The organism is Microbacterium sp. LMI12-1-1.1 (genome assembly GCF_040676455.1).
GTDB lineage: Bacteria > Actinomycetota > Actinomycetes > Actinomycetales > Microbacteriaceae > Microbacterium.
This window is the reverse complement of the sequence record NZ_JBEGIA010000012.1, coordinates 726386-745586: the sequence shown is the minus strand read 5'-3', so window position 1 is coordinate 745586 and position 19201 is coordinate 726386. Positions and strand designations below refer to the sequence as shown.

22 protein-coding genes are annotated in these 19201 nt (G+C 69.5%); 11 read left to right on the top strand and 11 right to left on the bottom strand.

All coding sequences use genetic code 11. The annotated features are described in order from the left end of the window. Positions 1-23: 23 nt before the first annotated feature. Both MRBLMI12_RS11885 and MRBLMI12_RS11880 read right to left on the bottom strand, forming a co-directional pair. Positions 24-413 carry a pyridoxamine 5'-phosphate oxidase family protein gene (locus MRBLMI12_RS11885; protein WP_363356680.1) on the bottom strand — a complete coding sequence of 130 codons (390 nt, stop codon included), beginning with the start codon at positions 411-413 and terminating at the stop codon, positions 24-26. A gap of 36 nt (positions 414-449) precedes the next feature. After that, entirely contained in the window at positions 450-1262 is an 813-nt protein-coding gene (locus tag MRBLMI12_RS11880) for a phytanoyl-CoA dioxygenase family protein (RefSeq protein WP_363356679.1), read from the bottom strand. A gap of 71 nt (positions 1263-1333) precedes the next feature. On the opposite strand from MRBLMI12_RS11880, the gene MRBLMI12_RS11875 reads away from it, so the two are divergent. From MRBLMI12_RS11875 to MRBLMI12_RS11865, 3 genes are all read left to right on the top strand, one after another. Then, positions 1334-2185, top strand: coding sequence for a helix-turn-helix domain-containing protein (locus MRBLMI12_RS11875; protein WP_363356678.1), 852 nt, complete (start codon positions 1334-1336; stop codon positions 2183-2185). Positions 2186-2250: 65 nt separating this feature from the next. Beyond that, the gene (locus tag MRBLMI12_RS11870) at positions 2251-2883 is read left to right on the top strand and encodes a DUF2510 domain-containing protein (protein ID WP_363356677.1); all 633 of its coding nucleotides are present in this window, start codon (positions 2251-2253) and stop codon (positions 2881-2883) included. A 99-nt stretch (positions 2884-2982) separates the two neighbouring features. Beyond that, entirely contained in the window at positions 2983-4323 is a 1341-nt protein-coding gene (locus MRBLMI12_RS11865) for a hypothetical protein (RefSeq protein WP_363356676.1), read from the top strand. A 16-nt stretch (positions 4324-4339) separates the two neighbouring features. Here MRBLMI12_RS11865 and MRBLMI12_RS11860 read toward each other — a convergent pair whose 3' ends face one another. From MRBLMI12_RS11860 to MRBLMI12_RS11850, 3 genes are all read right to left on the bottom strand, one after another. Further along, the gene (locus MRBLMI12_RS11860) at positions 4340-4678 is read right to left on the bottom strand and encodes a hypothetical protein (protein ID WP_363356675.1); all 339 of its coding nucleotides are present in this window, start codon (positions 4676-4678) and stop codon (positions 4340-4342) included. A gap of 74 nt (positions 4679-4752) precedes the next feature. Further along, on the bottom strand, positions 4753-5496 hold the full coding sequence (locus MRBLMI12_RS11855) for a GAF and ANTAR domain-containing protein (protein WP_363356674.1): 744 nt from the start codon (positions 5494-5496) through the stop codon (positions 4753-4755). Further along, positions 5493-6200 (bottom strand): GAF and ANTAR domain-containing protein, encoded by a 708-nt coding sequence (locus tag MRBLMI12_RS11850; RefSeq protein ID WP_349426146.1) that lies wholly within the window; start codon positions 6198-6200, stop codon positions 5493-5495. The genes MRBLMI12_RS11855 and MRBLMI12_RS11850 overlap by 4 nt, the downstream gene beginning before the upstream one ends. 165 nt (positions 6201-6365) lie before the next feature. Between MRBLMI12_RS11850 and MRBLMI12_RS11845 the strand changes: the two genes are divergently transcribed. From MRBLMI12_RS11845 to MRBLMI12_RS11820, 6 genes are all read left to right on the top strand, one after another. Beyond that, positions 6366-6701 (top strand): ATP-dependent DNA ligase, encoded by a 336-nt coding sequence (locus MRBLMI12_RS11845; RefSeq protein ID WP_363356673.1) that lies wholly within the window; start codon positions 6366-6368, stop codon positions 6699-6701. Positions 6702-6782: 81 nt separating this feature from the next. Further along, the gene (locus tag MRBLMI12_RS11840) at positions 6783-7748 is read left to right on the top strand and encodes a TIGR03885 family FMN-dependent LLM class oxidoreductase (protein WP_363356672.1); all 966 of its coding nucleotides are present in this window, start codon (positions 6783-6785) and stop codon (positions 7746-7748) included. A 49-nt stretch (positions 7749-7797) separates the two neighbouring features. Beyond that, positions 7798-7923: a hypothetical protein gene (locus tag MRBLMI12_RS11835; RefSeq protein WP_349426143.1), complete on the top strand. Its 126-nt coding sequence runs from the start codon at positions 7798-7800 to the stop codon at positions 7921-7923. Positions 7924-7926: 3 nt separating this feature from the next. Further along, the gene (locus tag MRBLMI12_RS11830; RefSeq protein WP_363356671.1) at positions 7927-8601 is read left to right on the top strand and encodes a DUF6766 family protein; all 675 of its coding nucleotides are present in this window, start codon (positions 7927-7929) and stop codon (positions 8599-8601) included. Positions 8602-8607: 6 nt separating this feature from the next. Then, positions 8608-9333 (top strand): histidine phosphatase family protein, encoded by a 726-nt coding sequence (locus MRBLMI12_RS11825; protein ID WP_363356670.1) that lies wholly within the window; start codon positions 8608-8610, stop codon positions 9331-9333. Beyond that, positions 9317-10171, top strand: a complete 855-nt coding sequence (locus tag MRBLMI12_RS11820; RefSeq protein WP_363356669.1) for an ADP-dependent NAD(P)H-hydrate dehydratase — start codon at positions 9317-9319, stop codon at positions 10169-10171. The genes MRBLMI12_RS11825 and MRBLMI12_RS11820 overlap by 17 nt, the downstream gene beginning before the upstream one ends. A 15-nt stretch (positions 10172-10186) precedes the next feature. On the opposite strand, the gene MRBLMI12_RS11815 is transcribed toward MRBLMI12_RS11820, so the two are convergent. Genes MRBLMI12_RS11815 through MRBLMI12_RS11805 form a run of 3 tightly spaced genes read right to left on the bottom strand, consistent with a single transcriptional unit; the run spans position 10187 to position 13803 of the window. Next, positions 10187-11974 (bottom strand): family 43 glycosylhydrolase, encoded by a 1788-nt coding sequence (locus tag MRBLMI12_RS11815; RefSeq protein ID WP_363356668.1) that lies wholly within the window; start codon positions 11972-11974, stop codon positions 10187-10189. 24 nt (positions 11975-11998) lie between these two features. After that, positions 11999-12802, bottom strand: a complete 804-nt coding sequence (locus tag MRBLMI12_RS11810; RefSeq protein WP_363356667.1) for an SDR family NAD(P)-dependent oxidoreductase — start codon at positions 12800-12802, stop codon at positions 11999-12001. A gap of 23 nt (positions 12803-12825) precedes the next feature. Continuing rightward, complete coding sequence (locus tag MRBLMI12_RS11805) at positions 12826-13803, bottom strand: Gfo/Idh/MocA family protein (protein ID WP_363356666.1); 978 nt, start codon at positions 13801-13803, stop codon at positions 12826-12828. Between the two features lie 129 nt (positions 13804-13932). Between MRBLMI12_RS11805 and MRBLMI12_RS11800 the strand changes: the two genes are divergently transcribed. Together MRBLMI12_RS11800 and MRBLMI12_RS11795 are read left to right on the top strand one after the other, a co-directional pair. Next, the gene (locus MRBLMI12_RS11800) at positions 13933-15450 is read left to right on the top strand and encodes an MFS transporter (RefSeq protein ID WP_363356665.1); all 1518 of its coding nucleotides are present in this window, start codon (positions 13933-13935) and stop codon (positions 15448-15450) included. A gap of 4 nt (positions 15451-15454) precedes the next feature. Next, positions 15455-16279 carry a sugar phosphate isomerase/epimerase family protein gene (locus tag MRBLMI12_RS11795; RefSeq protein ID WP_363356664.1) on the top strand — a complete coding sequence of 275 codons (825 nt, stop codon included), beginning with the start codon at positions 15455-15457 and terminating at the stop codon, positions 16277-16279. 69 nt (positions 16280-16348) lie between these two features. On the opposite strand, the gene MRBLMI12_RS11790 is transcribed toward MRBLMI12_RS11795, so the two are convergent. The 3 genes from MRBLMI12_RS11790 to manD are packed head-to-tail and all read right to left on the bottom strand — an operon-like array spanning position 16349 to position 19188. Beyond that, positions 16349-17386, bottom strand: coding sequence for a LacI family DNA-binding transcriptional regulator (locus MRBLMI12_RS11790; protein WP_363356663.1), 1038 nt, complete (start codon positions 17384-17386; stop codon positions 16349-16351). Positions 17387-17408: 22 nt separating this feature from the next. Further along, on the bottom strand, positions 17409-17972 hold the full coding sequence (locus tag MRBLMI12_RS11785) for a gluconokinase (RefSeq protein WP_363356662.1): 564 nt from the start codon (positions 17970-17972) through the stop codon (positions 17409-17411). Next, positions 17950-19188 carry a D-mannonate dehydratase ManD gene (manD, locus tag MRBLMI12_RS11780; protein ID WP_363356661.1) on the bottom strand — a complete coding sequence of 413 codons (1239 nt, stop codon included), beginning with the start codon at positions 19186-19188 and terminating at the stop codon, positions 17950-17952. The genes MRBLMI12_RS11785 and manD overlap by 23 nt, the downstream gene beginning before the upstream one ends. Between the last annotated feature and the right edge of the window lie 13 nt (positions 19189-19201).

Sequence of the window (19201 nt, the reverse complement as noted above, 5' to 3'; positions counted from 1 at the left end):
CCCTCGTGGACCTCGCGGAGGCGTCAGACGGTGCGGAGAAGCCCGCTGCTGCCCATCAGCCGCACGGGCACGAGGTGGATCGCGACGCGGGACGGATTGACGCGCGGTTGGCGGTAGCGCTGTGCATAGAGCTCGACGGCGAGGGCGACCTCGTCCGGGTCGTCGTGCACGGTCGCGCTGGCGGGGAACGCGAGCCAGCGGGCGCCGTCGACCTGGCTGACGGTGGCGGTGGGGTCGCGCAGGACGTTGCGCACCTTCTGGGAGTGGCGCGACGTGATGATGCGCAGCACGCCCTCGTGCAGGGTGAAGCCCACGGGCACCGAGTGGATGCCGCCCCACGGCGCCATCGTGGAGAGCGTGGCGATGTGCCGTTCACGGACGAACTCCTCGCCCGCCTCCGACAGTTCCCGCACGCTCTCACGTTAGCCGCGTGCGGCGGGCCCGCGCGATCAGTGCGGTGCGATCGGCGCCCAGCCTTCGCCGCATGCGCCCCCGTCGGTCACCTCCGCGATCACGACCTCGCTGCCGTCGAGGCTGAGCAGGGGGTTGTAGAACCGCGAGATCTCCACGCTGTCGACCGGCACGTAGTGGAAGATGAGCGACCGTCGGAAGCGGTCGGCCGACCGGTTCGGTCCTGAGCCATGGACCATGCTGCCGTGGAAGAAGAGCACGTCGCCGGCGGTGAGCTCCGTCTGCACCGCCTCGAAGCCCTCGGGCAGCGTGATCTCGGTGCTTGTGAACGACTCCTCGGGGTCGGCCTCGTCGGGGCAGACGATCTCATATCGGTGCGAACCGGGCACCATCTTCAGCCCGCCGTTCTCGCCGTCGCAGTCGTCGATCGCGACCCAGGCGGCGATGCAGGTCTCGGGGTGCGCCTGCAGGAAGATGTTGTCCTGGTGCAGCGCCTGCCCGCGCGCGGTCGGCGGCTTGAAGTAGAACATGGACTGCGCGGCGTGCACCGGCCCCACCATGTCGGTCACGGGCCCGGCGATGCGCGGGTCCAGCATCCACCGCCGTGCCAGGCGACCGATCTCGAGGTCCGTGCGCCGGTGCGGATGGATGAGCCGGGGAAAGCGCGCGAGAACGTCATCGGCCGAGATGTTGTCGTCGTGCCCGATCGTGCGATCGCGCTCGACCTGCTCCATGAAGACGTCGCGGATCTCGGCGACCTCCGTCGGGCTGAGGAGCCCGCGGACGTGCACGACTCCGTGCTCTGCGTAATCGAGGGCGAGATCGGGGGTCGGAGTGCTCGTGAGGGACATGGCTGCAACTCTTGTCTGCAGCCACCGCCGACGCCATGGGATGATCGGGCGATGACATGGATGATCCTGCTATGACAGCGCTGGCGTCTCGGCGTCGCGAGACGCCGCACCCGCACGTCGTACGCGTCGTGGCGGGGGTCTTCTCCGAGGGCGGCGAGTATGCGACGTGGCGCGAGCGCGGCACCTCGGACTGGCTTCTCATCCACACCGTCGCGGGGTCCGGCCGCGTGGCCGGCCCCACGGGCACGGTCCTCACCGGAGCGGGCGACACCGTGCTGCTGCGACCACATCAGCGGCACGACTACGGCACTGCGGCGACGTCGTGGTCGCTCGCGTACGCGCATTTCCATCCGCGCGCCGAGTGGTCGCCGCTCCTCGAATGGCCGGCGCAGGCGGGAGGCGTCGGCGTCGTGCACACCCAGGGCGAGGTGCGGCCACGGATCCTGGCGTCCCTTCGCGCGTGTGCGCGGTCGTCGGCGGGGTCGCTCCCCCAGTCGGAGCTGTTCGCGATGAACGCCCTCGAGACGGCGCTGTTGTGGCTCGACACCCAGAACCCGCTGCGCGGCCGTATGGACGAACGGCTCATGCGCGTTGTCGAGCACATCGGTGCCGACCTCGCCGGCGATCTGGGCGTCGCCACGCTCGCGCGGATCGCGACGCTCTCGCCGTCGAGGCTCACGCACCTGTTCACCGCGACGCTCGGCATGCCGCCCCAGCAGTACGTGGAGCGCGAGAGGCTGACCCGCGCCGCGCACCTGCTGGCATCGACCGATCGCGCGGTCGGCGAGATCGCGCGTGACGTCGGCTGGGACGATCCGCTGTACTTCTCGCGGCGCTTCTCGGGGCTGCACGGCCTCAGCCCGACGGCCTACCGCCGGGAGCGGTCGGCGTCGGCCGGCCGCGGAGATCGGCGTGCCGTGTGAGGCGCGGGAGGTGCCCGCGAATGCCGGTCTGACGGGAACGGATGCCGCGGGTCTATCGTTCTCGCATGACGACGACTCCCCCCGGGTGGTACGACGACGGCCACGGTGCGATGCGGTGGTGGGACGGCACCCGGTGGACGGAGCACGTCGCCGCGCAGGATGCTCCCCCGGCGCCTGCGCCTGACCCGGCGCCGGCGAAGTCGAAGCTGTGGATCGTGTGGGTGATCCTCGGCGTCGTCGTGCTCGGCATCCTGATCCTCGGGGCCGTTCTCCTCTCCCGGATCCTGAGCGCCGGTGTCGGGCAGGTCGGACTGTCCGGCGACGGCGGGCCGGCCGACGCCGACGAGCAGGCCGCCGTCGCGGCGGTCGAACTGTACGACGACGCGTGGCAGGACGCCGATTGCGAGGCCTACGTGGCGTCGACGACGGAGGGCTTCCGCGCGGAGTCGGGGCTCACGGACTGCTCGGCCTTCGAGAGCGAGGCCGAGGCGTTCGGGTCCGCGGTCGAGGACTACGAGGTCGAGGTCACCGACGTCCGGCAGGAGGAGGACGCGATCGTCGTGACCACCACCGAGACCTATACGGCCCTGGTCGACGACAACGGCGAGCCGCTCGAGGAGCCGGCCGACGACTCGATCGACTGGGTGTACACCGTCGTCGCCGACGGCGACGACTGGGTCATCGACGACATGCAGTAGCTCCGGCGCCCGGGCGACGGTGGGCGGCCCGACCCAGCCGCAGGCATCGGTTCCGGATCCGTTGATGCCCTCGCCGCCGTGAAGGGCTAGGCTCCGGCCATGGGGAGCTCTGGGGGCTCGTCCGGCAGCGGCGGTGGCCGCGCCCGACGGCCAGCCGAAACGGTCGGTGCGGCGGTGCTGACGGTGATCTTCGGCGCAGCCGCCATCACCTCGCTCCCCGCCACAGCGACCGCCGCGCCGTCTCCGTCGCCCTCGAACGCCGGCGGGAATGAGGCCGACGCCATGAGCGTCGTCGCCGCGTACGAAGAGGCCTTCGCCGAAGCGGACTGCGACCTGTTCGTGACGGCGACGACCGCCGCGTACCGCGAGCGCATCGGCCTGACGGACTGCGAGGTCTTCGCCCAATCCGCCGCCGGCCGCGGCCAGGTCCTGGAATCGCTCGAGGTGACGCCGATCTCGGCCAGCGGCACCGGCCGGGGAACGATCGCCGCACGGGTGCACACCGAGGCTCGGAGCTACATCGACGAGAACGGTCAGCCGGTCGCCACCCCGGTGTCGCTGGAGGCCGACTATCGGTATCACCTTGTCCGCGCCGACGGCGCGTGGAAGCTCGATGCCGTCCACGACGTCACGGGCGGCCGCACCGAGGGCCAGCTGACCGCCGACGAGAAGCAGGCGGTCGCCCGGACGATGGCCGACTGGAGGGCGGCGTACTCGTCCGGTGACTGCGCTGCTCTCGAGGCGTCGACGACAGCGGGCTATCGCGAGCTCATGGCCTGGACGGACTGCCCCGCGTTCGAGCAGTACATCAGCGACCAGAACGCCTACTGCCCGATGGACGTCCATCCCGAAGACATCCGGTTCCGCACCAACGTCGATCCGCACGTGGGCGAGATCATCGTCGACGTCGTCGAGGTGTGCACGCTCGAGGTCGACGAGTTCGGCGCGCCGCTCGATCCGCCGTACGAGGCGGGTGCGCCCTACCGGTACCACCTCGTCGACGAGGACGGCACGTGGAGGATCGCCGAGGGCGAGAACGGGGCGGCGGCAGAGGACGAGCCCTCGAACGCGAACGAACGAGCGGCGATCGAGACCATGCGCGCGTACAACGACGCCTGGCTCGGGGTCGACTGCGACGCGTACCTGGCGGCGACCACCGCTTCGTTCCGCACGGCGCTGAACACCAGCGGCTGTGCGGCCTTCGGCCCCGCGTCGCGCTCGTACAGCGAGTCCGTCGCCAACTTCGCCCTGACCCCCACCGACATCGAGCGGCCGTCCGCGAAGACGTTCGAGATCAAGTCCCACGAGACATACGACTCGCTGACGGATGCCGACGGCCAGGTGATGGACGCACCCATCCCGGTCGACGAGTACTGGGTCTACACCCTCGTGCTGGTGGACGGCACCTGGGTGATCACCGACGTCGTCATGCTGCTGTGATCCCGCGCCGGCGGCGTCACAGCATGTCTTCGTACCCCTGCGTGTGACCGACCTCGTCGCGTGACATGGGCGTGTCGCCGTGAGGGACGAGGCGATGCGCCTGAGCGACGATGGCCTGCACGGCACGGTGATCGACGAGTTCGTCGCCCGCGGTCGACTGCGTCTCGGCGTTCACGCGCGTCTGCCAGCCGATCGTGAGCATCGCCTGCTCGACTCCTCCGTGAGGCGCGCGATAGGGGATCTCGACGACGTCGACACGCTGCTCGTTCGAGAGTGCGATCCCGAGCCGCACCACCGCGTCGGCGATCCGGTCGCCGGTCAGGTAGGTCCCTGTCCCGTTGGTCAAGAGCTTCATGAGTGCACCCGGCCTTCTGTGAGAACGCCGGGGTCCGGGGCGCGCGGTCAGTATACGCTTCGCGCTTCGGGGTGTCAGCGCGGTGTGCCGTCGCCGGTCGCGTCGATGATGTGGAGCTCGCGATTGACCAGGCGGGCCGCGACGCTGCTCAGCGGCAGCTGATTGCGGCGGGCGTAGGAGCGGATGATCTGGAAGGCGTCGTCGATCGGCACGCCGTTCGTGAACGACACGACGCCCTTGGCCTGTTCGATGACGATCCGCGACTGCAGAGCCTGCTGCAGCTGCCGTGCGAGCAGCTCCGACTCCCGCAGCGAGCGCTCGTGGAGGATGCCGATCGTCGCGACGTCGGCGAAGGCCCGTGCCGCGACCACGTCGAAGTCGTCGGGCGGCCCCTCCTCCTCACGCAGCAGGTTGAGCGCGCCGATGGTGGTGTCTCGAAGGCGCAGCGGCACGGCATCCGTCGCGCCGAAGCCGTGCGCGGTCGCGCTGTCGCGGAACGCACCCCACTTCTCCGGGACGGACGGGATCGAGGCGACCGACACGGCCGCCCCCGTGCGATAGCACTCGATGCAGGGGCCCGCCTGGGCGCCCAGCTGCATGAGCTCCACCAGGCGGCTCGCCTCGCTCGTCGAGGCGACCACCTGCAGGTCGCCCTCATCGTCGGCCAGCAGGATGCCGGCGGCTGAGATCCCGAGCACGTCATGGCAGGCATCGACCAGAAGCTGAAGCAGATCGACCACGTCGTAGTCGTCGACCATCGTGTCGGCCAGCATGGCGAAGGTCTGGAGAATCCGGCTGTCGCGCGATGTCTTCGTCATGACTCGACCTCGATCCTGTCGTCGCGCCGCGTGAACCGCAGGCGTCCTGCGACGACGTCTTCCGCGACGTCGGCCATCGACCTGCCGGTGGCGAACGCCTGCCCTTGGATCACGAGGCGCGCGTCGTCGGGCGACAGGTCGAGCTGTGCCAGGACGACGCCGGTCGCCTGGTGCACCACGCGGCGGGAGAGCGGCTGCTGCAGGCTCTCCTCGCGGGCCTGCTCGTCGAGCGCGAGCCGCAGCACGTGCCGGCTGATCACGTACGCCAGCGCGGCGGCTCGATGCTCGTGGTCGGGATTGAGGGCCATCGGCTCGCGCGAGTACAAGTCGATCGCACCGATGCGCAGCGCGCCGACGAGCAGCGGAAACGCGAACAGGGAGCTGACCTCCTCCCCCTCGAGAGCGCCGACGAAGGCCGGCCACCGCTTGCGGCCCTCGACACGAAGGAATGTCGTGCCCACAGGACGCGCACTGCGCAGGGCATCCCAGCAGGGGCCTTCGCCGAGATCGAACTGAAGCTCATCGAGGCGGGCGGCGCGGTCGTCGGTCGCCGACAGGGTCTCGTTTCCGAAGACGTCCCCGAGCGTCGACACGGCCGCGCCCGTGATGGGGAGGAACTCCACGAAGGGGACGCTGAACTCCTCCGGCCGACCGCCGGACTGCTCGAGGTGCGCCAGCGCTGCGGCGAAGTTGCTGTTCATCATCTCTCCTTCCTTCACGCTACCCGCACGAGGGGAGGCTGCCCAGCGCCCAGCGTCGAGGGGGCGCGAAGAAGCACTGATCGGGTGCATCCTGGCTTCAGGCGCATCGTGGGCCCGGTGGGGACTCGCTTCCGGCCCGTCGCCCTGACCCCAGCACCCGGAGGCGTCATGGGCAAGTTCATCTACGAGGGGACGGTCAAGGCCGACTTCGACGACCGCGTCCTGGCACATCTGATGGTGGTCATCAGCGCGAAGCTGCGCCGCGGCGAGTCCTTCTCGTTCAGCTGGAAGGACGATCCCAGCATCGGCAACGGTCGCATGACCGTCTGGATCCACCCCCACGCCGCGCTCGTCTACAAGTTCTACGGCAGCAGACAGCCGCCGATCAACAGGGCGTGGGTGGAGGCTCTCATCTACACCGCCAACTCGACGACCGGTCTGCACATCGTGCCCGAACCGCCCGACCACCATGAGGACGCGCCCGCCTGGCACCACGAGCACTAGAGCAGGAACCGTCGTTAGCACGTGCCCCCACGGGGTGCAACGGCGTGGCCAGGACCGCGTTCCCCCGGCACGCTGGAGAACATGGTGTTCCTCGGATATCACGCCTCCCACGAGCAACTGCCCCCGTCGACCCTGCTCGCCGCCGTCCAGGAGGCGGAGCGGGCCGGCTTCGACGGCGCGATGTGCTCGGACCACCTCGCACCGTGGGGACTCGCGCAGGGCGAGTCCGGCTTCGCCTGGAGCTGGCTCGGCGCGGCTCTCGCCACGACGTCGTTCCCGATGGGCATGGTGTCCGCCCCCGGACAGCGGTACCACCCGGTCATCGCCGCCCAGGCGCTGGCGACGCTCGCGGAGATGTTCGAGGGGCGCTTCTGGTGCGCGCTCGGCTCGGGCGAGGCCCTCAACGAGCACGTCACCGGCGATGCCTGGCCCGCCAAGCCCGAGCGGCAGGACCGCCTGTTGCAGGCCGCGGACGTCATGCGCCGGCTCATCGCCGGTGAGCGGGTGACGCACGACGGGGCGTTCCAGGTGCACGACGCCCGCGTCTGGTCTCGGCCGCAGACCCCGGCGCCGCTGCGCGCCGCCGCCGCCTCGGCGGAGACGGCGGCATGGGCCGCCTCATGGGCCGACGGCGTCGTGACGGTCGGTCACGAGGTCGAGACGGTGGGGAAGATCCTGTCGGCATACCGGGATGCGGGGGGCACAGGTCCCTGCGCCGTGCAGGTGCATGTGAGCCTCGCAGACTCCCGCCCCGAAGCGCTGCGGACGGCGGCCGACCAGTGGCGCCAGGCGACCGTCGACCCCGCCCTGATGTGGGACCTCATGCAGCCGGAGGACTTCGACCGGCTCGCCGACCCCGGCGACACCGCGGCGCTCGAGCGCGGCATCCTCATCTCCGCCGATGAGCGGGATGTCGCCGAACGCCTCGGCGCGCTGGTCGACGCCGGCGCCGACGAGCTCTTCCTCCACCCCGTCGGCAAGGACCAGAGCTCCTTCTTGGAGCGTGCGCGAGAGGGGCTCCTCGACGCGATCAGGGAGCGCGCGTAGAGCGAGCTCCGGCTCGAGCGGAGCATCGGGAATCAGGAAGGAGTGCGCGATGGATGACTTCATCCCGGAGGAGGCCGGCCCCCGCCGCGGCGAAGCCGTGGTGTTCTGGTCGTGGATCACGGTCCTCGCCGTCGGCCTCGCCTACATGATCACCATTCCCCTGGTCGGACGGTGAGCTATGCGACAGCTTCGCGACAACGCCCTCAGCCTCGTGTTCGGCGCCCTGTTCGTACTCGCGCTCGCGGGGCAATCCATCGCCGGCTGGTTCGAGAACAACGAGCGGCTGGCGCAGCATGGAATGCCACCCGACGCGTTCGGAGCCTTCGTGACCTCGTCGGAGTTCGTCGTCGACGTCGCCGAGAACTGGCAATCCGAGTTCCTGCAGTTCTTCCTCTTCATCGCGGCGACGATCTGGTTCGTGCAGCGCGGTTCGCCCGAGTCGAAGAAGCCCGGTGATGAGGGCCCCGGCACCGACGAAGAGCAGATGGTCGGTGAGCACGCGCAACCCGACTCCCCCTCGTGGGCCCGCTCTCGCGGCATCCGTCAGACGATCTTCTCCAACTCGCTGCTGCTCGTGATGGGTGCGGTCTTCGTGCTGTCATGGCTGGCCCAGTCCCTGGCGGGCACCGTCGTGCTGAACGCGGAGAACGCCGAGCACGGACAGCCGCCCATACCGTGGGTGGAGTACCTGGGTTCGCCCGATTTCTGGAACCGGACGCTGCAGAACTGGCAGTCCGAGTTCCTGGCCGTCGGCGCCATGATCGCGCTGTCGATCTTCCTGCGTCAGCGCGGCTCGAGCGAGTCCAAGCCGGTCGGCCTTGCGCACCACGCCACCGCGACGGAGAGCGAGTAGACCGGCATGGCGGTGGACGAACTATGGCTCGTGCGGCACGGCGAGAGCGTCGGCAATGTCGCCGCCACGCAGGCCGAGATCGACGGCGTGGACCGGATCCCGCTCGACATCCGCGACGCCGACGTGCCGCTCTCCCCTACCGGTGAAGAGCAGGCGCGGGCGCTCGGCCGATGGCTCGACGGGCATCGCGACGACGTCGACCTCTTCTGGGTCTCGCCGTATGCGCGAGCACGGCAGACCCTCGCGATCGCGCTCGGCGATGCCGAGCCCGCCGTTCCCGTGACGGCCGACGAACGGCTGCGCGACCGCGAGCTCGGAGTGCTCGACCTGCTGACGCGCAGCGGCGTCGCGCGCATGCATCCCGAGGAGACGGAGCGCAGGCTCCACCTCGGCAAGTTCTACCACCGCCCGCCCGGCGGCGAGTCGTGGGCGGACGTGGCACTGCGCCTGCGGTCGTTCCTGCGCGACGGCCTCGAGCAGCCGGGGCGGCGCGCGCTGCTCGTCGCGCACGACGCGGTCGTGATGCTGCTGCTCTATATCCTGCTGCCGATGCGCGAGGAGGAGCTCCTCGACTTCGCGGCCGGGCACACGGTGCTCAACGCGTCGGTCACGCACCTCGTGCGAACCTCGGACGGATGGCGCCTGGAGACCTTCGCCGATGTGACGCACCTGCAGCGCGAGGGCGCCGAGGTCACCGTCCACCCCGGGAACCCCGATGTCGAACCCGAGTGAGCTCGTCACCGCGGCCGTGCTGCGGGAGTGGGGCCTCCCGGCGCCCGGCGACTCGAAGAAGAGCCGCGGCGAGATCGTGATCGTCGGAGGCGCGCGCAGCTCCCCCGGTGCCGTGATCCTGGCAGGCGAGGCCGCGCTCCGCGTCGGCGCCGGCCGCGTCGCCCTCGCGGTGCCGGGATCGATCGACGCCCACGTGGGCATCGCGCTGCCCGAGGCAGGCATCTACGCGCTCCCCGACGACGCCGACGCACCGCTGGAGGGACGCCTGGGGGAGCACCTCGGCTCGGCGGACGCGGTTCTCATCGGTCCGGGCTTCGACGATCCCGCGGAGACGCGGGCGACGGTGCTTGCCGTCGCCGGAACGGCACCCGCCTGCCTCGTGCTGGACGCGTTCGCGGTGGGAGTGCTCCCCGACGTCGAGCGGAGCACATTGCCCGACACGCTGATCCTCACTGCGAACAAGGAGGAGGCGGGGATCCTCCTCGGCCGTCCCCTTGCCGACGCCGACGACCCCGCAGACCTCCTCGAGATCGCACGGCGATTCGACGCCGTCGTCAGCTGCTACGGGCTCACCGCCCACCCCGACGGCCGCTCCTGGCGGATCGATGAGGGTGGTCCAGGGCTCGGAACCTCCGGAAGCGGCGATGTGCGCGCCGGTGCGATCGCCGGCTTCGCCGCTCGCGGCGTCGAGCCCGAACGGGCCGCGGTCTGGGGCGCGTGGACCCACGCCCGCGCGGGCACGCGGCTCACCGAGCGCATCGGCCTCGGCTTCCTCGCGCGGGAGCTCGCGGCGGAGCTCACTCCGACGATGAAGGACGTCCTGGCCGCGGGCGATTGAGCCGGCCTGCAGGCATCAGCGCCCGTCCGCGATCGACGTCGGCTGCCCGAGCGTCACGCCGTTCTCATTGAAGGAGTCGACGGCGAACCAGGTCGCCTGGTCGGCGTTGAGGGACGGCACGTCGAGGTGCGTCCTGTCGTAGACCAGCCAACTGCGGTAGAGCTTGTCCGGGCTCACGCCATAGCGGATGTTGTACCCGTAGGCGCCGGGAGCGGCGTTCCAGGTGAGGCGTGCGGTCAGAGCATCCAGACGCACCGCATCGGCCGCCACCGGGGGCGGTGCGCTGCCCGCCCCGCGTCCGAAGACGCGGAGTCCGCTCACGGCGAACGCGCCGCCGAAGGGAAGTGCCCGCGCGGTGACACGGATGAAGCGCAGCGGACGCGGCTCGTCCAGGACGATGAGCGCATGCGGACGGTCTTCGCCTGTGCCCGAACCGTCGAACAGCACGGTCCAGTCAGCACCGTCGCGTGATCCTTCGATCAGGACCTCGGCCGCGTCATGGGTCGGGTAGATCCCCCGCCAGGTGTGACCGCTGTCGGCCCCCTCATGCAACCGCGGTGCCGACTCGGCGAGCGCGTGATCAGCCAGGTTGACCTGGATGGCGCTCACCATCCGCTCCCCCTCGAGTTCGACCGAGAGCCATTCGCCGACGCCCGGCCCGTCCGATGCCCACCAGTTCCGCACGTCCTCGTTCACACTGAGGTCGGGCTCGTGCCCCGCCGCCGCTGAGGATGCGAGAGTACGCGCCCGGTAGGAGAGCAGCATCCACTCCGGCTGCCGCTGCAGCCACGGATCGAACCGACCATCGGGGACGCGGAAGGGATAGTCGGCGAAGCTCTGGTTGCAGAACAGCACGCCGTCGTCGTCGAAGCCTGCCGGAAAGATCCCGATGCGGCGCTCGAAGATGTCGTTCGTGCTGATGCGCATCGTGGCAGCGTGCCACCAGTTGCCCCACTCGTCCTGGAACGTGCTGCCGTGGCCGGCTCCGGTGATGAAACCTCCCGGCTTGGACGAGAACGGGCTGTGCGGAGAGTACGTGAACGGCCCGAGCGGGGACTCCGCCGTGAAGTACCCGTCGGCGTAGGTGTTCCACTGTGTACCGGGTGCGGCGTATTGCAGGTAGTAGCGGGCACCGACGCGGGTCATCCACGCACCTTCGAGGTACGGCGAAGTCCCCATGAACTGCGCAGTCAGCCGTTCCCGCTCGGTGGTCGGCTCCGGGGTGACGTAGTCCTCGCCCGTCTGCTCCCAGCCACGTCGGGACACATCGGAGGCGACCAGCGCTGTCGGCTCGCCGATGGGCGTCAGGTCTCGGTCGAGTTCCACGCCGTAGAGAGGCTGCACGTTGTCGCATCCCCAGTAGAGGTAGATCCGGCCGTCGTCGTCCTGGAAGATGCTCGGATCCCAGAACGGGAAGGTGCCGGGCGACACCTGGGTGAAGTCGTCGCCGAGCGGATCGCGACTTCGGAAGAAGGGCGAGTTCCCGTTCTTCCGCGAAGCGCTGATGACCAGAGCACCGTCGATCTCGCGTACATCCGGCGCGTAGTCGAAAGGGGGGAGCCTGTCGGTGGGCCGGTAGGTCCAGTCGATCAGATTCTCCGAGTACCAGAACCCGCGCGACATCGACGCGAAGAGCAGGTACCGGCCGCCGTAACGGACGATCGACGGATCGGCAGCCTCCCGATGCACGCTCCGACGCGCGCCGCCGAGATCGATACCGCCGACGACGCCCGAGAACCTCACGTCCTGATAGCGGTACTCGATGTCCAGGGGGTTGCAGATCGCTCGGCTCGTCGCCGTCATTCCACTCTCTCGTCTCGTCATCGCTCAGGTGAGCAGGCCGCTCATCTGCTTGGCGATCATCGTGGTCGCCATCTTCGGGTTGAGCCGCGACAGCTTGTCCATCGCCGCTGCGTCCGCGCCGATGGTGGCTCGGAACCTGCCTCTGCGGATGGCGTCCACGATGACTTCCGCCGCCTTCTGAGGACTCGTGGTCTTGTACGCCGACGTCTCGCCTGCTGCGCCTTCCGTGCCGAGCGAGACGCCCGAGTTCGCGGCGATCGCCGTCGCGATGGCCCCCGGGAACACGACCGTGACGGCGACGTTCGTATCGCGGAGCTCGGCGAAGAGGGCTTCGGTCAGCAGCTTGACCGCCGCCTTGGATGCGCCGTACACGGCCTGTCCCGGCACCGGAGCGTACGAGCCCATGCTCGCGACATTGACGATCGCTGCGGCAGGCCGTGTCACCAGGATCGGCAGGAAGGCCTTGCACATGTTCATGACCCCCCAGAAGTTCACGTTCATGACCTTCTCGATCTCACTGAACGGCAGGTCGATCACCTTGACGAACTTCTGGATCACGCCGGCGATGTTGACGATCCCGTCGACCTGCCCGTGGATGTCGGCGACCGCAGCGGGCAGCGCCTCGACTGCCGCCCTGTCGGTGATGTCGACGACATGCAGCGAGAACCGCTCCCCTGCGCCGGCGATCGTGGCCGTCTCGAGCAGTCCCTGTTCGCTGAGATCGACACCCGCCACCGACGCGCCTGCGGCGAGAAGGCGCAGCGCGACCTCGCGCGCGATGCCGTTGCCGGCTCCGGTGACGACGAAGACCTTGTTCTGGATGTCCATGAGTGCGCGTCCTTTCGGGGATGTCAAAGCGCTGCCGAAGCCGACGACATGCGTGTGAAGACCGCGTCCATCGTGCGCATGGTCCGGAGCGTCTGGTCGTGTGCGTGCCACGGGTGCTCGATCAGCCCGTCGTCGAGGGCACGGGCGACCGCGTCGAGCATCGGCCGGTAGCCGTTGCCCTGGCGAGGGTGCTCGACGACCTCGGGGCTGCTGAAGATCCGCTCGACAGACCCGGCATGCACGCGAGCCATCGATCCCGCCCAGAACATCGGGGCGAAGGTGACCCAGCCGCGGTCGCCGCTGACTGTCGCCGAAAGATCGAGGAACTCGACTCCCGACCACGCGAGCTGCGCGAATCCGCGATCGAACTCCAGAGTCGCGTGTCCGTCGACGTCCGTGCCGTCCATGAACCGTCCGGCGGCATCGACACGCGTCGGGTCGCCGAGGAACCACTGGGCGAGAGTGATCGGATAGATGCCTCTGTCGAGGAGGATGCTGCCGCCCTGCGCGGGCGTCAGGGTGCGTCCGCGCGCCTGGAAGGGCGTACCGAAGCTTGCGCGCACACTGTTGACGTCGCCGAGCAGACCGTCGCCGATGCGGTCGATCATCTCGACGTAGAGCGGATTGAACCGCATCCACATGGCCTCCATCGCGAAGAGGCCGGCTGCGCGTGCGGTGGTGAAGATGCGCTCGGCGTCTGCGGCGCCGGTGGCGATCGGCTTCTCGATCAGCACATGCTTCCCTGCCGCCAGCGCCTCGAGCGCGATAGCCGCGTGGGTGTGCGCCGGAGTCGCGATGTAGACGACATCCACGTCGTCGCGCGCCAGCAGCTGGTCGCGTGAACTCGTGGCCGACGGGACTCCGTGGGCGTCGGCGAACGCCTGCGCACGCTCGGCGGTCCGTCCCCACACGGCCGTGACGGCACCGGGCGCGACGGCCTCAAGGTCGGCGACGAGGCGATCTGAGATGTCGCCTGTTCCGATGATCGCCCACCTGTGCATCGTCGCCTCCATGTTCGCGCCCCGGCTTCGTTGCGCCTTGGTTGGCAACCGGTTGTCAAAATCGAGGATACGTGATGTACTTGTCGCGCGACAACCCGTCGTCGCACGCACGACAAAGGAGTTCTGCCCATGGCCGCCCCCACCAGCACCGCAACGGTGCCCACCGAACGCCTGCCCTTCGGCAAGCTCGTCGCCTGGGCCGGCGCCGGCCTCTCCGCCGCGGCGAACTTCATCATCCTGGGCTACGTCGCCATCTACTGCACCGATACTCTGGGCCTGTCCCCCGCGGTGGTGGGCGTGCTCCTGCTGGTGAGCAACCTGTGCAACGCCGCCCTGGCCCTCGTCGCGGCGTACATCGTGGACCGCAGTCCCGAGACGCGCTGGGGCAAGGCCCGCCCTTACGAATTCGCGATCATCGGCATCTGGGCGACGACGTGGCTGATGTTCTCCACGCCGTCGGCGCTCGGCGAGACCGGCCGCATCATCTGGGTCTTCGTGACGTTCATCATGATCCAGGCCGTCTTCCGCACGCTGCTCGATGCGAACGACAACCTCTATCTCGCCCGCGCGTTCCACGGCCGCCGCGTCTACGCCAAGGTCACCACCCGTTCCGGCATCGTGACCTCGCTCGGCGCCATCGCCGTCACCGTCACCCTGCCGATGGTGCTGAACGCCGCGGGCAAGTCGCCGGAAGGGTGGTCGTCGGCGATCGCGTGGTTCGCGATCCCGCTCGCCATCATCGGGATGTCCCGGTTCGTCTTCGTCAAGGAGACGCATCTGACCGCCGACGCCGGCTCTCCCCCCGTGAAGGTGCGCGACATCCTGGTCGCCCTCAAGGGCAACACATGGATCTTCGCCATCGCGGCGCTGCAGCTCTTCGCGTCGGCCATCAACGGCGCCGGCGCCGGCGCGTACTACTTCCGCTACGTGGTCGGCGATCTGGGAATGCAGTCGATCGTCCTGGGCGCCGGCATCCTGATCCTGCCCAGCATCATCTTCCTGCCCGTGATCATGAAGCGGTTCGCGATCTCCCGCATCATCATGGCCGGCGCCGTCGCCGGCATGATCGGCTCGACCATCAACGCGTTCGCGGGCGCCAGCATCCCGGTGCTGATCGTCGGCGGGCTGTTCACGGGTCTCGCTCTGCTGCCGGTGAGCTATCTCGCCGCGGTGCTGATCCTCGACCTCTGCTCGTACAACGAGTGGAAGGGCAACCGCCGCCTGGAAAGCACCATCGGCGCGATCGTCGGCATCTTCACCAAGATCGGTGCGGGGCTCGCCGGCGCGTTCGTGGGGCTCGTCCTCACCGTCGCCGGCTACGACGGAGCCGCAGAGACGCAGGCCCCCGCCGCGAACTCCGCCATCGTCGCGCTGTACTCGTGGTTCCCGCTCGCGCTGTTCGCCGGCGTCTTCGTCGTCATGATGGTCTACGGCCGGTTCGACCGGCTGATCCTGCCCCAGGCCCAGGCCGAACTCGAGGCGCGAGGCGAGACCGCCCACCACGCCACCGAGCTCAGCCCCACCCCGCCGGTCATCGTCGGCGGCTCGGTCGGCGTCGATACGCACGCCGAGCTCGAGCTCCTCGCCGCCGAGCGTCTGGACGCCCAGGCCGAGGCTGAAGTCTCGGCCGACGAGAAGAAGGCCTGAACGGATGCCGCGTCCGGCGATCTCCGTCCAGCTCTACACCGTCCGCGATCACCTCGCCGACCTCGACGGCACGCTGGAGCGTCTGGCCGGGCTCGGCATCCGCTCTGTCGAGCCCTTCTCGCTGTACGACCGTGTGCCCGAGACGGCGACCGCGCTCGCTCGCCACGGACTCTCCGCGCCTACCGCGCACGCGCCGTTCCTCTCCGACGACATCGAGTACGAGGGGCGGCGCGTGGCGCTGCCGCCGCTCGGCATGACGCTGCAGGCGGCTCGGGCGCTGGGCGTGCACACGCTGATCGATCCGATGGTGCCCGCGGATCGCTGGCAGAGCGGCGCCGACGTCGAGCGGACCGCGGAGCGCCTGAATACGGCCGCCGCCGAGGCCGCCGCTGCGGGCGTGCGCGTCGGGTACCACAACCACTCGTTCGAGTTCCATCACCGCATCGGCGGCACGACGGCGTACGAGTACTTCGTGTCGAGGCTGGATCCGGCCGTGGTCCTCGAGGTGGACGTGTACTGGGCGGCGATGGCAGGACAGGATGTGCCGGCGCTGCTCGGGCGGCTGGGCAGTCGCGTCGCCGCGCTGCATCTCAAGGACGGCAGCAGCATCCGCGATCCCTTCGGCGCCGGGGGCTATGCAGCGGAACAGCTCGACCAGAAGCCGCTCGGGCAGGGCATCCTCGACATCGCCGGCATCCTTCGGTCCGCTCGCTCCGTCGAGTACGACGTCATCGAGTTCGACAATGTCGAGGGCGACGTCTTCGCGGCCATCGACACCTCTCTGGACTATCTGCGCGCCGCACGCGCCGGCATGCCCGTGACCGACTGACGAGTCGCTCTGGGGCCGCGAGGCCGTCGCCGCGGGCAGGACGTTTCGTCTCGCTCGTTCCTCGCTCGCTCAACGACCGGAGGCGCGGGGGCCGGTGCTTCCGCGGACCACGAGGGTCGTCGCAAGCAGACCGTCGTCGATCGCGTCGCGGCTCTCTTCGAGTCGCGCGAGCACCTTCTCGACCGCACGCTCGCCCGCGAGCTCGAGCTGCGCCTGCACCGTCGTCAGCGGCGGGACGATCAGCTCGCTCCCGAAGATGTCGTCGAAGCCCGCGACACTCAGCACGCCGGGGACGTCGATGCCGGCGGTCGCGGCGGCCTGCATCAGGCCGATGGCCATGAGGTCGTTGAAGGCGATCACGGCGGTCGCCCGGGCGGCGAGCACCCGACGGAGGACTTCGCGTCCGCCTTCGATCGTCGGGCTGTTCGGGCCGATCTCGACCACGCCGACGTCGAGGCGTTCGGCCGCGTCGAGCAGCGACTCCCAGCGACGTCGGCTGATCCACGAGGTCTCCGGGCCGGCGAGGTACACGATCGAGGTGTGGCCGAGCTCCGCGAGATGGTCCATCATCGCGTTCACGCCGCTCTCGACGTCGGGAAGCACCCCGGCGACGTCGCCGACCTGGCGGTTGATGAGAACCATCGGCTTGCGTTCGGCGAGCGCAGAGATCTTCTCGTCGGCGAGGCGCGTGGTGGCGAGCACGAGGCCGTCGACGCTGGGCAGCAGACGCGAGATCGCCTGGGCCTCGGCTTCACCCGACTCCTGCGACTCGGCGATGACGAGGGTGTAGCCCGCCTTGGCGGCCGCATGCTCGGCGCCGCGGACGATGCCGAACACCACCGGGTTCGTGATGTCGGCGACGAGGAGGCCGATGGTCTGACTGCGACCCGTCGGCAGCGCGCGCGCCATGGGGTTGAACTGGAAGTCGAGGCGCTCGGCCGCGGCGCGGATCTTCGCCTCGGTCTTCTCGCTGATGCGGCCCGGCTTGCTGAGCGCGCGCGAGACCGTGGAGGGATTGACTCCCGCGAGCTCGGCGATGTCGTAGATCGTCGCCGCACCGCCCCGGCGTTTGATCCGGGCCGCGAGCTCCGGGGGCAGTTCCTCCACCGCGACTCCTGTCGTCGATTCGTCAGCGCGCACGCGCGTCCATCCATTCAAGTGCAGTCTGCGCGATCTCGCCGACCGGCGCGTCGATGGCGATCTCGATGCCCGCTTCGTCCGGCTCGAGCGGCTGGAGAATGTCGAGCTGCGAGCGCAGCAGGGCGGGGGGCATGAAATGCCCCTCCCGGCCCGTGGCTCGAGCCGTCAGAAGCTGCGGCGAGCCGGTGAGGTGCACGAACACGACCTCGGGCGCTGCGGTGCGGAGCCGGTCACGGTACGACCGCTTCAACGCCGAGCACGCGACGACCGGTGCGTCGTCCCCGGCGAGCGTCACGGCGACGGCGTCGAGCCACGGCCACCTGTCGTCGTCGTCGAGCGGTGTGCCGGCCGCCATCTTGGCGACATTGGGCGCGGGGTGCAGGTCGTCGGCATCGACGAAGCGCGCACCGATCGCCTCGGCGATCCGGGCCGCCACCGACGTCTTGCCCGACGCCGAGACACCCATGACGACGACGCGCGGGCGGGAGGAGGCATCCTCCCGCCCGCCGCGGCCGGTCATCGCGCTCCGCTCACCAGTCGTGGACGGTGCCATCGAGCAGACGGTTGTAGGGCAGATAGGCCTGCTCGTACGGGTACTTGCCCGCCTCATCGGCGTTCAGCTCGACGCCGAGCCCGGGGTTGTCGCCGGGGTGCAGGTACCCGTCGGTCCATGTGAACGACTGCTCGAAGACCTGGTCGGTCTTGGCGCCGTGCTTCATGTATTCCTGGATGCCGAAGTTGTGGATCGCCAGGCCCAGGTGCATCGCCGCCGCCATGCCGACCGGCGAGATGTCGGTGGGCCCGTGCATGCCCGACTTGATCTGGTACATCGCCGCGTAGTCCAGCGTCTTCTTGAGGGCCGTGATACCGCCCATGTGGGTGACGGCGCCGCGCACGTAGTCGATGAGCTGGTCGCGGATGATGTCCTTGAAATCCCACACCGTGTTGAAGATCTCGCCGATCGCGAGCGGCGTGGTGGTGTGCTGACGCACCAGGCGGAGTGCCTCCTGGTTCTCCGCCGGCGTGCAGTCCTCCAGCCAGAACAGGTCGTACGGCTCCAGGTCCTTGCCCAGGCGAGCGGCCTGGATGGGCGTCATCCGGTGATGCCCGTCGTGCAGCAGCGGCACATCGGGACCGAACTCGTTCCGCACCGCTTCGAACACGCCGGGCAGGTGGTTCAGGTACGCCCGGGTGTCCCAGTCCTCTTCCACCGGCTTCGCCCCGCGCCGGGCAGGCTCGTGGTCGTACCGGACCGTGGCGTCGCCGACGTCGGCGCCCTGCGCGGCGATCCCGTAGATCGCCTTGAGCGTCGGCACGCCGGTCTGCACGCGGATGGCCTTGTAGCCCTGCTCCTGGTGCGCCCGGATGGAGTCGAACAGCTCGGGCAGCTCCTTGCCCGACGCGTGCCCGTAGGCCATGAGCCCGTTGCGCGATGCGCCGCCGAGCAGCTGGTACACCGGCATCCCGGCCGCCTTGCCCTTGATGTCCCACAACGCCATGTCGACCGACGCGATCGCGGCCATCGTCACGGGACCCCGCCGCCAGTACGCCGACCGGTACAGGAACTGCCAGGTGTCTTCGATGCGCGAGGCATCCGCGCCGATGAGCAGAGGCACCACATGCTCGGTCAGGTAGGTGACGACCGCGAGCTCGCGACCGTTCAGCGTCGCGTCGCCCAGCCCCGTGATGCCGTCCGCCGTCGTGAGCTTGAGCGTCACGAAGTTGCGGTCGGGGCTGGTGACGATGACTTCGGCTCTGTCGATGATCATGATGTTCCTCCGG